Below are 11853 nucleotides of genomic sequence, written 5' to 3'. Positions count from 1 at the left end.
TGGTAAACCTCGTTAGAGGTTTTCCAAGCCACTGTGGTAAACCCATCGGGTTTTCCATAGTGGCGGCACTTTCAATGCCCCGCAGCGAGGGGGAAAAGGGGGAGGTGACTTTCTCTTTAAGGCGGCGTAGCCGCCGCTCTTTTGCTCCCCCTTTTCCCCCTTCCCGCCCGCAGGCGATCCCCGCCGCAGCGGATTTTCTTTTGGTACTTTTTCTTTTGTGAGGTGGTAATATGACCGAGAATTATCGAGGCTGCTACGAGTATTTGAGCGCACAATATCCGGAGGTCGGAGGCTATGAGTTTTATAAAGAGCTGTTTCCGGACAATGAGAACTCCGGAGAACGGCACACGGATTTTTCCCATCCGAACGCTGTGTATCTGTATCGGGACGAACAGAGCGAGGATAAGAAGCTCCGGCGCAGGAAGATGTATAACGACACATGGGAACAGGATTACATGGAGTTTGTCGAGGGGAACAGCCTTACTTTGTGCAGCGGTCTTGCATATCGCAGAAAGGAGAACAGGCTGGAGAACGCCCAGCGGATGTATGCTCTGATCTTCGATCTGGATGGCGTAGGTCTTGCCGAGCTGCGCAACCTCTTTCTGCGCTTTGGCGGCGATCCGGAGCGAGTGCGCCGGTTGCCGATGCCGACTTTCCTTGTTCTGTCGGGGACAGGGCTGCATATCTACTATGTTTTCCAGCAGCCGATTGACCTATACCCGAATATAAAAATTCAGCTTAAAAGTCTGAAATATGACCTCACTTTCCGGCTATGGGAGTATGGCAGCACTTCGCAGGTCAAGGCGATCCAGTATCAATCCATCAATCAGAGCTTCCGCATGGTGGGCAGCATCAATGACAAGCATGGGACGGAGCTGGTCGCTTTCCGTACCGGAGAACGGGTAACGCTGGATTATCTGAACGCCTACGCAAAGCCAGAAAACAGGGTGGATGTCAATAAGCCTTTCAGCCCATCCAAAATGACACGAGCTGAGGCGAGGGAGGCATATCCGGAGTGGTATGAGCGTGTTGTTGTGAGAGGCGAGAAAGGACGCAAGAAGTGGGATATTGCCGGAAAGGTGCATGGTGATGATCCGTATGCGCTCTACCATTGGTGGCTGCGGCAGATCGGAGAGATAAAGGGCGGGCATCGGTATTTCTTTTTGATGTGCCTTGCTATCTATGCTTACAAATGCGGTGTGTCGAAGCAGCAGCTCCGGCAGGATATGAAAGAGGCTTTTGATGATCTGCAGATGGTGAAGCATGAGAACGCATTGACCGAGGAAGATATACGGAGTGCGCTGGAAGCCTACGACAAGGAGTATTACAATTTCACGATTTCCGATATTGAAGCTCTGACCGATGTTCGCATCGAGCGCAACAAGAGGAATGGTAGATCACAGAAAGAGCATTTGAAAAGAGCAAGGGCGGTGCAGGAAGTGGATTATCCTGGCGGCACATGGAGAAGAAAAGGGGCAGAAGAAAAGAAAGCGCAAGTCTATGCGTGGCGGCAGGAGCATCCAGAGGGACGCAAGGCCGATTGTCATAGGGACACCGGACTTGATCCGAAAACGATCCGCAAATGGTGGGACACCGTACCGGAGGGGCATATAACGGTCAAAATACGCCCATCACAGGCTTTGAGCGATCTGTTGGTGGAGGAATTTAAGAAAGGGCTGTAAACGCCCCAGAAACGCCCTACAAGGCGTTTTCGGGGCGGGTAAGGGTTTTTATATTACCCCACCGAAAACGAGGCTTGAAAACCGCGCGAAATAAGGCTTTTTCACCCCCTAAATGTACACGCTGCGGTGTTAGCATATAGAAAGCACTGTTCATAGAAAAGTTGCAAAAAAACATTTGCAATGCACTTGCAAATGTCACGAATATTGAATATAATATTAGTGCAAGCTAAAAATGACGAGGAAAGGAGTGCTATTATGGCTAAAGGAAATATGACGATAAGAATGGAGCCGGAGCTGAAAGCACAGGCGGCAGCTCTCTTTAAGTCCCTCGGAATGGATTTGAGTACGGCAACGGGTATTTTTTATCGACAGGCACTTAGGTGTCATGGACTTCCCTTTGAAGTCAAGGTTGACGAGCCGAATGCTGTTACCTATGCGGCGATGGAGGCGGCAGAAAAGGGAGAGGATATGTATGGTCCGTTTGATAGCGTTGTAGATCTGATGGAGGCGCTGAATGCTTAAGCCGGAGTTTTCGGGGCAGTTCAAACGAGATTACAAGCTTGCGATCAAGAGAGGCTGCGATCCGAAGAAGTTGGAGGAAGTGATCACGCTGTTGTGTAACGAGCAGCCGTTGCCGGAGGCGTATCGAGATCATGCTCTCACTAATTCCAGAAATTATAAGGACATGAGAGAATGTCACATCGAGCCGGACTGGCTGTTGGTCTATAAAGTTGTTCGGCAGACTTTGATTTTGAAATTGATAAGGACGGGATCTCATAGCGATTTGTTTTGAGATTAACTCCGGATGAAAGAGTGGTGATGATATTTGGCGGGTGTAATAACGGAAATTGCAATAGAATGTGGCGTGTCGGAACAGGCAGTTCGTGCATGGTGTAGGCGAAACCATGTTGCGAAAGATGCGAAAGGAAGTTTCGCAATCAGCGAAAGTCAAAAAACCGCCATATATCAGCATTATTTAGGTGTTGAACGAAAGCAAGTTTCGCAACAGGCGAAAGCAAGTTGCGAAACTTGCGAAACCACTTTGATCGCTATGCTGCAGGGAGAATTAGACCGGAAAAGCGAGCAACTTGCTGTAAAGGACAAGCAGATCGAGGAACTGAACGCAAGGTTGGCGGAGGTCAGCTCGGCGTTGGTGACGGCACAGCAGACTGCGGCAGCGGCCCAGGCTCTCCATGCTGGGACAATGCATCAGCAGCTTCTTTCCGGCAAGTCCGGAGCCGATCAGCCGGAGCGTGAGACAGAACCGGTTCAAAAGCGTAGCTGGTTTAGTAGGTTCTTTGGGGACTAAACAGAACGACAAATCGGGAATTGATACTGTATTAAAAGATTTTCCTCTTTTCTGCCCTAAATGCAAATTGACGCATATCATTGATGTAGAAAAATTAGAGATTGTAATCAAAAATACAGAAAAACAAACTTTTATTATTTAGAAGAAAGGATATAAAAATGAAACGTTTACCTAAATATACGCCTGCGGAAGTACGGAATGATCCATACGGATTTACTTACAAAGAAATGTCGGAAGTTATTGGCGAGAATGAAGCAAAAGCCTTATATGAAGAATTATATAAGCAATTACCACGCAAAAAAAATCTATCAATGTTGGTAAAAAATATTTGCAAAAGCAGTGATACTGAAAAGTATGTTTACGAACTGAAAGACAACAAATACATTGAAACGGTTTTTATCAAGCGGCGAGATGGTGGAACTGTTTGCGTGAGCACACAAGTCGGTTGTCCTGTTGGTTGTATTTTTTGTGAGTCCGGGCGAAATGGCTTTGTTCGTAATCTAACATCGTCAGAAATCGTACAACAGATTATATTGTTGCGTCGAAAAGTAAACCGTATCGTTTTTATGGGTATGGGAGAGCCTTTATTCAATTATGACAACTTGATAAAAGCAATCCATATTCTCCGAGATAGATATGGGCTCAACTTTCCAACCGACGGCATTACCATATCAACAGTTGGTCCGGTCGATCAATTAAAAAAATTGCGCGAGGAACATCTTAAAATTCAGTTGACAATATCTTTACACGCAGCAACACAATCTGCAAGAAATCGTATTATTCCTCACATGCGCATATATGCTATTGAAGATGTTGTTAAGCAAGCCTTATCCTATTCTGAAAGGCATAATCGCAAAATTGTCTTTGCGTATTTGCTTTTACCGGGTATAAATGACCGGCCCTCAGATGTAAGACAACTTGCAAAATGGTTTCGGGGCAAAAAAGTTATGATTAACGTGTTACAATACAACCCAACAAGCAATTCAAGAATTAAAGCACCACAGAAACGGGAAATAGTTGCATTCAAACATCAATTAGAGCAAGCAGGACTTGAAGTTACTATGAGAGTTTCTCATGGCAGAGAGATTAACGCGGCTTGTGGACAGTTAGCTAACACATATAATAAATTCAAAAAAAAATGATTAAAAGTGCCAGACGCATAGACGCAGAGCCGATAACGCATTAGGTCAAAAAACCTATGTGTTATCGGCTTTTTTATGACCAATTCCAGTTTATCGGTGGGATGAAGGTCGGGGAGCCGTCCGCAGACGGCAGGGGCAGCGCCCCTCCGGAGCTGGCAGAGCAGCAGGCACGAGCCGGCAGTGAAGCAGCTCCGGCAACCCCTCCCCTTTAGGGGCGCAAAGCACTTTCACACCGCTGCACCGATGGGGTGGCGGTGTGAAAGTGCTTTTGCGTTACTTTCTCACCAGAAAGTAACAAAGAGGTTGTTTTTAGCGGAAATTTATGATAAAATAGAGGACGGAAGAATAAGCGGAAAGGGGGCGATTTTATGGGAGTTACGATTTCGGGTATGACAGGTGCAGGGAGCATCCGGCACAACAACCGCAGCTTCTCAGCGGCGAATGTAGACCGGAGCCGGACGGAGCAGAACATTGTTTTCTGCAACGAGGATCTGAAGCAGGTCTATCATATGGTCTTTGATGAAGCTCTCGCAGCCTACAACGCAAAGAAAACCAAAACGAGAGATAAGATACCGGACTACTATGAGCATATCCGGCAGAGTAAACAGGAAAAGCTGTTCCATGAAGCGATCTTCCAGATCGGCAACATGAGCGACTGTGGGTGCGGTACGCCGGACGGAGAACGGGCGGCGGCAGCTCTGAAAGATTTTGCGGAGTCTTTTGCAGAACGCAACCCCCATCTGCGGGTGTTCAATATGGTGCTGCACATGGACGAGGCAACGCCCCATCTCCATGTCGATTTTATCCCTGTGGCAACGGAGCAGTCAAGAGGACTTTCTACAAGGGTATCTATGAAACAGGCATTGAAGCAGCAGGGGTTTGTCGGTGTCGGCAGAAAGCAGACCGAATGGGCGGCGTGGATGGAACGGGAGAAAGAAGCTCTGACGGAGATCGCCCAGCGGCACGATTTTGAAATTATCTCTCTCGGCACGAACAGACCGCACATGGACTTGCCGCAGTTCAAGGAAGCGGCTGCGAGGCTGGAAGCGGTGCAGCAGCAGACAGCGGCAGTAGAGCGGGAGGTTGCTGAGCTGGAACGGCAGCGGGACGCTCTGAAAGGCACTGTGCGGCTCTTAAAGGAGGCTGACAGGGTAAATGCACCCCTGCATGATATTCAGCCGGAAAAGACGCTCACAGGGGCAGTAAAGGGCGTGACGGTGGATCAGGTCGAGCAGCTAAAGAAAATGGCACTGCGCAGCGTGACGGATCGGCACAAGGTACAGGAGCTGACGGAGGAAAACACCCGTCTGCGGTCACAGGTGCCGTCCATGAAGAAGCGGCTGGAAGAAGCGCAGCGGCAGCAGAGGCTTGAACAGGAAAACCGGAGGCTGCGCGATGAAAACTATTATCTGCAATCCGAGCTGCAGGAGGAACGCAGCTTCACCGAGCGTCTGACGGACGGCATCGGTCGGATGCTGGACTTCTTGGAAGAACACTTGCCGGAGCGTCTGCGTCCTCTGCTTGAAAAGGCGAGGGAGCTGCTGCCCGATCCGGAGATTGGACAGCAGCAGGAGCAACAGCAGCACCAGCGAGGAATGGGCGGCATGGAGCTGTAAAAGAAGCCTGTCCGGAGGGCTTGAAAATCTCTTTCGGACAGGCTATAATAACAACTGAAAATAGGGAATTGCTGTATTGATAATCTAAGCCCCCTGTAAGGGTACTCCCAACCTATATTTTTTCTCTCTGAAAGGGAGAAAGTCGGAGGGGAAAAGGGGGGTGAGCGGAGGGGTGTTGGAAGTGTGGTAAACCTCGTTAGAGGTTTTCCAAGCCACTGTGGTAAACCCATCGGGTTTTCCATAGTGGCGGCACTTTCAATGCCCCGCAGCGAGGGGGAAAAGGGGGAGGTGACTTTCTCTTTAAGGCGGCGTAGCCGCCGCTCTTTTGCTCCCCCTTTTCCCCCTTCCCGCCCGCAGGCGATCCCCGCCGCAGCGGATTTTCTTTTGGTACTTTTTCTTTTGTGAGGTGGTAATATGACCGAGAATTATCGAGGCTGCTACGAGTATTTGAGCGCACAATATCCGGAGGTCGGAGGCTATGAGTTTTATAAAGAGCTGTTTCCGGACAATGAGAACTCCGGAGAACGGCACACGGATTTTTCCCATCCGAACGCTGTGTATCTGTATCGGGACGAACAGAGCGAGGATAAGAAGCTCCGGCGCAGGAAGATGTATAACGACACATGGGAACAGGATTACATGGAGTTTGTCGAGGGGAACAGCCTTACTTTGTGCAGCGGTCTTGCATATCGCAGAAAGGAGAACAGGCTGGAGAACGCCCAGCGGATGTATGCTCTGATCTTCGATCTGGATGGCGTAGGTCTTGCCGAGCTGCGCAACCTCTTTCTGCGCTTTGGCGGCGATCCGGAGCGAGTGCGCCGGTTGCCGATGCCGACTTTCCTTGTTCTGTCGGGGACAGGGCTGCATATCTACTATGTTTTCCAGCAGCCGATTGACCTATACCCGAATATAAAAATTCAGCTTAAAAGTCTGAAATATGACCTCACTTTCCGGCTATGGGAGTATGGCAGCACTTCGCAGGTCAAGGCGATCCAGTATCAATCCATCAATCAGAGCTTCCGCATGGTGGGCAGCATCAATGACAAGCATGGGACGGAGCTGGTCGCTTTCCGTACCGGAGAACGGGTAACGCTGGATTATCTGAACGCCTACGCAAAGCCAGAAAACAGGGTGGATGTCAATAAGCCTTTCAGCCCATCCAAAATGACACGAGCTGAGGCGAGGGAGGCATATCCGGAGTGGTATGAGCGTGTTGTTGTGAGAGGCGAGAAAGGACGCAAGAAGTGGGATATTGCCGGAAAGGTGCATGGTGATGATCCGTATGCGCTCTACCATTGGTGGCTGCGGCAGATCGGAGAGATAAAGGGCGGGCATCGGTATTTCTTTTTGATGTGCCTTGCTATCTATGCTTACAAATGCGGTGTGTCGAAGCAGCAGCTCCGGCAGGATATGAAAGAGGCTTTTGATGATCTGCAGATGGTGAAGCATGAGAACGCATTGACCGAGGAAGATATACGGAGTGCGCTGGAAGCCTACGACAAGGAGTATTACAATTTCACGATTTCCGATATTGAAGCTCTGACCGATGTTCGCATCGAGCGCAACAAGAGGAATGGTAGATCACAGAAAGAGCATTTGAAAAGAGCAAGGGCGGTGCAGGAAGTGGATTATCCTGGCGGCACATGGAGAAGAAAAGGGGCAGAAGAAAAGAAAGCGCAAGTCTATGCGTGGCGGCAGGAGCATCCAGAGGGACGCAAGGCCGATTGTCATAGGGACACCGGACTTGATCCGAAAACGATCCGCAAATGGTGGGACACCGTACCGGAGGGGCATATAACGGTCAAAATACGCCCATCACAGGCTTTGAGCGATCTGTTGGTGGAGGAATTTAAGAAAGGGCTGTAAACGCCCCAGAAACGCCCTACAAGGCGTTTTCGGGGCGGGTAAGGGTTTTTATATTACCCCACCGAAAACGAGGCTTGAAAACCGCGCGAAATAAGGCTTTTTCACCCCCTAAATGTACACGCTGCGGTGTTAGCATATAGAAAGCACTGTTCATAGAAAAGTTGCAAAAAAACATTTGCAATGCACTTGCAAATGTCACGAATATTGAATATAATATTAGTGCAAGCTAAAAATGACGAGGAAAGGAGTGCTATTATGGCTAAAGGAAATATGACGATAAGAATGGAGCCGGAGCTGAAAGCACAGGCGGCAGCTCTCTTTAAGTCCCTCGGAATGGATTTGAGTACGGCAACGGGTATTTTTTATCGACAGGCACTTAGGTGTCATGGACTTCCCTTTGAAGTCAAGGTTGACGAGCCGAATGCTGTTACCTATGCGGCGATGGAGGCGGCAGAAAAGGGAGAGGATATGTATGGTCCGTTTGATAGCGTTGTAGATCTGATGGAGGCGCTGAATGCTTAAGCCGGAGTTTTCGGGGCAGTTCAAACGAGATTACAAGCTTGCGATCAAGAGAGGCTGCGATCCGAAGAAGTTGGAGGAAGTGATCACGCTGTTGTGTAACGAGCAGCCGTTGCCGGAGGCGTATCGAGATCATGCTCTCACTAATTCCAGAAATTATAAGGACATGAGAGAATGTCACATCGAGCCGGACTGGCTGTTGGTCTATAAAGTTGTTCGGCAGACTTTGATTTTGAAATTGATAAGGACGGGATCTCATAGCGATTTGTTTTGAGATTAACTCCGGATGAAAGAGTGGTGATGATATTTGGCGGGTGTAATAACGGAAATTGCAATAGAATGTGGCGTGTCGGAACAGGCAGTTCGTGCATGGTGTAGGCGAAACCATGTTGCGAAAGATGCGAAAGGAAGTTTCGCAATCAGCGAAAGTCAAAAAACCGCCATATATCAGCATTATTTAGGTGTTGAACGAAAGCAAGTTTCGCAACAGGCGAAAGCAAGTTGCGAAACTTGCGAAACCACTTTGATCGCTATGCTGCAGGGAGAATTAGACCGGAAAAGCGAGCAACTTGCTGTAAAGGACAAGCAGATCGAGGAACTGAACGCAAGGTTGGCGGAGGTCAGCTCGGCGTTGGTGACGGCACAGCAGACTGCGGCAGCGGCCCAGGCTCTCCATGCTGGGACAATGCATCAGCAGCTTCTTTCCGGCAAGTCCGGAGCCGATCAGCCGGAGCGTGAGACAGAACCGGTTCAAAAGCGTAGCTGGTTTAGTAGGTTCTTTGGGGACTAAACAGAACGACAAATCGGGAATTGATACTGTATTAAAAGATTTTCCTCTTTTCTGCCCTAAATGCAAATTGACGCATATCATTGATGTAGAAAAATTAGAGATTGTAATCAAAAATACAGAAAAACAAACTTTTATTATTTAGAAGAAAGGATATAAAAATGAAACGTTTACCTAAATATACGCCTGCGGAAGTACGGAATGATCCATACGGATTTACTTACAAAGAAATGTCGGAAGTTATTGGCGAGAATGAAGCAAAAGCCTTATATGAAGAATTATATAAGCAATTACCACGCAAAAAAAATCTATCAATGTTGGTAAAAAATATTTGCAAAAGCAGTGATACTGAAAAGTATGTTTACGAACTGAAAGACAACAAATACATTGAAACGGTTTTTATCAAGCGGCGAGATGGTGGAACTGTTTGCGTGAGCACACAAGTCGGTTGTCCTGTTGGTTGTATTTTTTGTGAGTCCGGGCGAAATGGCTTTGTTCGTAATCTAACATCGTCAGAAATCGTACAACAGATTATATTGTTGCGTCGAAAAGTAAACCGTATCGTTTTTATGGGTATGGGAGAGCCTTTATTCAATTATGACAACTTGATAAAAGCAATCCATATTCTCCGAGATAGATATGGGCTCAACTTTCCAACCGACGGCATTACCATATCAACAGTTGGTCCGGTCGATCAATTAAAAAAATTGCGCGAGGAACATCTTAAAATTCAGTTGACAATATCTTTACACGCAGCAACACAATCTGCAAGAAATCGTATTATTCCTCACATGCGCATATATGCTATTGAAGATGTTGTTAAGCAAGCCTTATCCTATTCTGAAAGGCATAATCGCAAAATTGTCTTTGCGTATTTGCTTTTACCGGGTATAAATGACCGGCCCTCAGATGTAAGACAACTTGCAAAATGGTTTCGGGGCAAAAAAGTTATGATTAACGTGTTACAATACAACCCAACAAGCAATTCAAGAATTAAAGCACCACAGAAACGGGAAATAGTTGCATTCAAACATCAATTAGAGCAAGCAGGACTTGAAGTTACTATGAGAGTTTCTCATGGCAGAGAGATTAACGCGGCTTGTGGACAGTTAGCTAACACATATAATAAATTCAAAAAAAAATGATTAAAAGTGCCAGACGCATAGACGCAGAGCCGATAACGCATTAGGTCAAAAAACCTATGTGTTATCGGCTTTTTTATGACCAATTCCAGTTTATCGGTGGGATGAAGGTCGGGGAGCCGTCCGCAGACGGCAGGGGCAGCGCCCCTCCGGAGCTGGCAGAGCAGCAGGCACGAGCCGGCAGTGAAGCAGCTCCGGCAACCCCTCCCCTTTAGGGGCGCAAAGCACTTTCACACCGCTGCACCGATGGGGTGGCGGTGTGAAAGTGCTTTTGCGTTACTTTCTCACCAGAAAGTAACAAAGAGGTTGTTTTTAGCGGAAATTTATGATAAAATAGAGGACGGAAGAATAAGCGGAAAGGGGGCGATTTTATGGGAGTTACGATTTCGGGTATGACAGGTGCAGGGAGCATCCGGCACAACAACCGCAGCTTCTCAGCGGCGAATGTAGACCGGAGCCGGACGGAGCAGAACATTGTTTTCTGCAACGAGGATCTGAAGCAGGTCTATCATATGGTCTTTGATGAAGCTCTCGCAGCCTACAACGCAAAGAAAACCAAAACGAGAGATAAGATACCGGACTACTATGAGCATATCCGGCAGAGTAAACAGGAAAAGCTGTTCCATGAAGCGATCTTCCAGATCGGCAACATGAGCGACTGTGGGTGCGGTACGCCGGACGGAGAACGGGCGGCGGCAGCTCTGAAAGATTTTGCGGAGTCTTTTGCAGAACGCAACCCCCATCTGCGGGTGTTCAATATGGTGCTGCACATGGACGAGGCAACGCCCCATCTCCATGTCGATTTTATCCCTGTGGCAACGGAGCAGTCAAGAGGACTTTCTACAAGGGTATCTATGAAACAGGCATTGAAGCAGCAGGGGTTTGTCGGTGTCGGCAGAAAGCAGACCGAATGGGCGGCGTGGATGGAACGGGAGAAAGAAGCTCTGACGGAGATCGCCCAGCGGCACGATTTTGAAATTATCTCTCTCGGCACGAACAGACCGCACATGGACTTGCCGCAGTTCAAGGAAGCGGCTGCGAGGCTGGAAGCGGTGCAGCAGCAGACAGCGGCAGTAGAGCGGGAGGTTGCTGAGCTGGAACGGCAGCGGGACGCTCTGAAAGGCACTGTGCGGCTCTTAAAGGAGGCTGACAGGGTAAATGCACCCCTGCATGATATTCAGCCGGAAAAGACGCTCACAGGGGCAGTAAAGGGCGTGACGGTGGATCAGGTCGAGCAGCTAAAGAAAATGGCACTGCGCAGCGTGACGGATCGGCACAAGGTACAGGAGCTGACGGAGGAAAACACCCGTCTGCGGTCACAGGTGCCGTCCATGAAGAAGCGGCTGGAAGAAGCGCAGCGGCAGCAGAGGCTTGAACAGGAAAACCGGAGGCTGCGCGATGAAAACTATTATCTGCAATCCGAGCTGCAGGAGGAACGCAGCTTCACCGAGCGTCTGACGGACGGCATCGGTCGGATGCTGGACTTCTTGGAAGAACACTTGCCGGAGCGTCTGCGTCCTCTGCTTGAAAAGGCGAGGGAGCTGCTGCCCGATCCGGAGATTGGACAGCAGCAGGAGCAACAGCAGCACCAGCGAGGAATGGGCGGCATGGAGCTGTAAAAGAAGCCTGTCCGGAGGGCTTGAAAATCTCTTTCGGACAGGCTATAATAACAACTGAAAATAGGGAATTGCTGTATTGATAATCTAAGCCCCCTGTAAGGGTACTCCCAACCTATATTTTTTCTCTCTGAAAGGGAGAAAGTCGGAGGGGAAAGGGGGGTGAGCGGAGGG

General features: G+C 48.7%; 14 protein-coding genes. All 14 read left to right on the top strand.

The window, feature by feature from the left end; genetic code table 11:
• Positions 1-230 precede the first annotated feature (230 nt).
• The 14 genes from ACSAMP_RS00965 to ACSAMP_RS00900 all read left to right on the top strand — a co-directional run bounded on the left by ACSAMP_RS00965 (position 231) and on the right by ACSAMP_RS00900 (position 11682).
• Positions 231-1682 carry a hypothetical protein gene (locus tag ACSAMP_RS00965; protein ID WP_199488597.1) on the top strand — a complete coding sequence of 484 codons (1452 nt, stop codon included), beginning with the start codon at positions 231-233 and terminating at the stop codon, positions 1680-1682.
• A 255-nt stretch (positions 1683-1937) separates the two neighbouring features.
• A complete protein-coding gene (locus ACSAMP_RS00960) occupies positions 1938-2204 on the top strand; it encodes a type II toxin-antitoxin system RelB/DinJ family antitoxin (RefSeq protein ID WP_117894176.1) in 267 nt (88 codons plus the stop codon).
• Entirely contained in the window at positions 2197-2475 is a 279-nt protein-coding gene (locus tag ACSAMP_RS00955) for a type II toxin-antitoxin system YafQ family toxin (protein ID WP_021632616.1), read from the top strand. The genes ACSAMP_RS00960 and ACSAMP_RS00955 overlap by 8 nt, the downstream gene beginning before the upstream one ends.
• Before the next feature lie 249 nt (positions 2476-2724).
• Positions 2725-2991, top strand: a complete 267-nt coding sequence (locus ACSAMP_RS00950; protein ID WP_242992232.1) for a hypothetical protein — start codon at positions 2725-2727, stop codon at positions 2989-2991.
• Positions 2981-3133 (top strand): cysteine-rich KTR domain-containing protein, encoded by a 153-nt coding sequence (locus tag ACSAMP_RS00945; RefSeq protein WP_117567892.1) that lies wholly within the window; start codon positions 2981-2983, stop codon positions 3131-3133. The genes ACSAMP_RS00950 and ACSAMP_RS00945 overlap by 11 nt, the downstream gene beginning before the upstream one ends.
• A gap of 16 nt (positions 3134-3149) precedes the next feature.
• Complete coding sequence (gene rlmN, locus ACSAMP_RS00940; RefSeq protein ID WP_002584956.1) at positions 3150-4133, top strand: 23S rRNA (adenine(2503)-C(2))-methyltransferase RlmN; 984 nt, start codon at positions 3150-3152, stop codon at positions 4131-4133.
• Positions 4134-4501: 368 nt separating this feature from the next.
• Entirely contained in the window at positions 4502-5749 is a 1248-nt protein-coding gene (locus ACSAMP_RS00935; protein WP_015517767.1) for a plasmid recombination protein, read from the top strand.
• A 414-nt stretch (positions 5750-6163) separates the two neighbouring features.
• Positions 6164-7615, top strand: coding sequence for a hypothetical protein (locus ACSAMP_RS00930; protein WP_199488597.1), 1452 nt, complete (start codon positions 6164-6166; stop codon positions 7613-7615).
• 255 nt (positions 7616-7870) lie between these two features.
• Positions 7871-8137, top strand: coding sequence for a type II toxin-antitoxin system RelB/DinJ family antitoxin (locus ACSAMP_RS00925; protein WP_117894176.1), 267 nt, complete (start codon positions 7871-7873; stop codon positions 8135-8137).
• Complete coding sequence (locus tag ACSAMP_RS00920) at positions 8130-8408, top strand: type II toxin-antitoxin system YafQ family toxin (protein ID WP_021632616.1); 279 nt, start codon at positions 8130-8132, stop codon at positions 8406-8408. Before ACSAMP_RS00925 ends, ACSAMP_RS00920 begins: the two co-directional genes overlap by 8 nt.
• 249 nt (positions 8409-8657) lie before the next feature.
• Complete coding sequence (locus tag ACSAMP_RS00915; RefSeq protein WP_242992232.1) at positions 8658-8924, top strand: hypothetical protein; 267 nt, start codon at positions 8658-8660, stop codon at positions 8922-8924.
• The gene (locus ACSAMP_RS00910; protein ID WP_117567892.1) at positions 8914-9066 is read left to right on the top strand and encodes a cysteine-rich KTR domain-containing protein; all 153 of its coding nucleotides are present in this window, start codon (positions 8914-8916) and stop codon (positions 9064-9066) included. Before ACSAMP_RS00915 ends, ACSAMP_RS00910 begins: the two co-directional genes overlap by 11 nt.
• Positions 9067-9082: 16 nt before the next feature.
• Positions 9083-10066: a 23S rRNA (adenine(2503)-C(2))-methyltransferase RlmN gene (gene rlmN / locus ACSAMP_RS00905; RefSeq protein WP_002584956.1), complete on the top strand. Its 984-nt coding sequence runs from the start codon at positions 9083-9085 to the stop codon at positions 10064-10066.
• 368 nt (positions 10067-10434) lie between these two features.
• Complete coding sequence (locus tag ACSAMP_RS00900; RefSeq protein WP_015517767.1) at positions 10435-11682, top strand: plasmid recombination protein; 1248 nt, start codon at positions 10435-10437, stop codon at positions 11680-11682.
• Positions 11683-11853: the final 171 nt, after the last annotated feature.

Source organism: Flintibacter sp. SJQ-8, from assembly GCF_054108085.1.
The sequence above is the reverse complement of the archived record's forward strand: the minus strand, read 5'-3'. Positions and strand labels throughout refer to the sequence as shown.

What these genes read in the sequence shown, in the direction of transcription:
- ACSAMP_RS00925 (WP_117894176.1), top strand. Translation starts at nt 7,871, where the DNA reads ATGGCTAAAGGAAATATGACGATAAGAATGGAGCCGGAGCTGAAAGCA.
- rlmN (WP_002584956.1), top strand. Translation starts at nt 9,083, where the DNA reads ATGAAACGTTTACCTAAATATACGCCTGCGGAAGTACGGAATGATCCA.
- ACSAMP_RS00955 (WP_021632616.1), top strand. Translation starts at nt 2,197, where the DNA reads ATGCTTAAGCCGGAGTTTTCGGGGCAGTTCAAACGAGATTACAAGCTT.
- ACSAMP_RS00930 (WP_199488597.1), top strand. Translation starts at nt 6,164, where the DNA reads ATGACCGAGAATTATCGAGGCTGCTACGAGTATTTGAGCGCACAATAT.
- ACSAMP_RS00935 (WP_015517767.1), top strand. Translation starts at nt 4,502, where the DNA reads ATGGGAGTTACGATTTCGGGTATGACAGGTGCAGGGAGCATCCGGCAC.
- ACSAMP_RS00920 (WP_021632616.1), top strand. Translation starts at nt 8,130, where the DNA reads ATGCTTAAGCCGGAGTTTTCGGGGCAGTTCAAACGAGATTACAAGCTT.
- ACSAMP_RS00900 (WP_015517767.1), top strand. Translation starts at nt 10,435, where the DNA reads ATGGGAGTTACGATTTCGGGTATGACAGGTGCAGGGAGCATCCGGCAC.
- ACSAMP_RS00965 (WP_199488597.1), top strand. Translation starts at nt 231, where the DNA reads ATGACCGAGAATTATCGAGGCTGCTACGAGTATTTGAGCGCACAATAT.
- rlmN (WP_002584956.1), top strand. Translation starts at nt 3,150, where the DNA reads ATGAAACGTTTACCTAAATATACGCCTGCGGAAGTACGGAATGATCCA.
- ACSAMP_RS00960 (WP_117894176.1), top strand. Translation starts at nt 1,938, where the DNA reads ATGGCTAAAGGAAATATGACGATAAGAATGGAGCCGGAGCTGAAAGCA.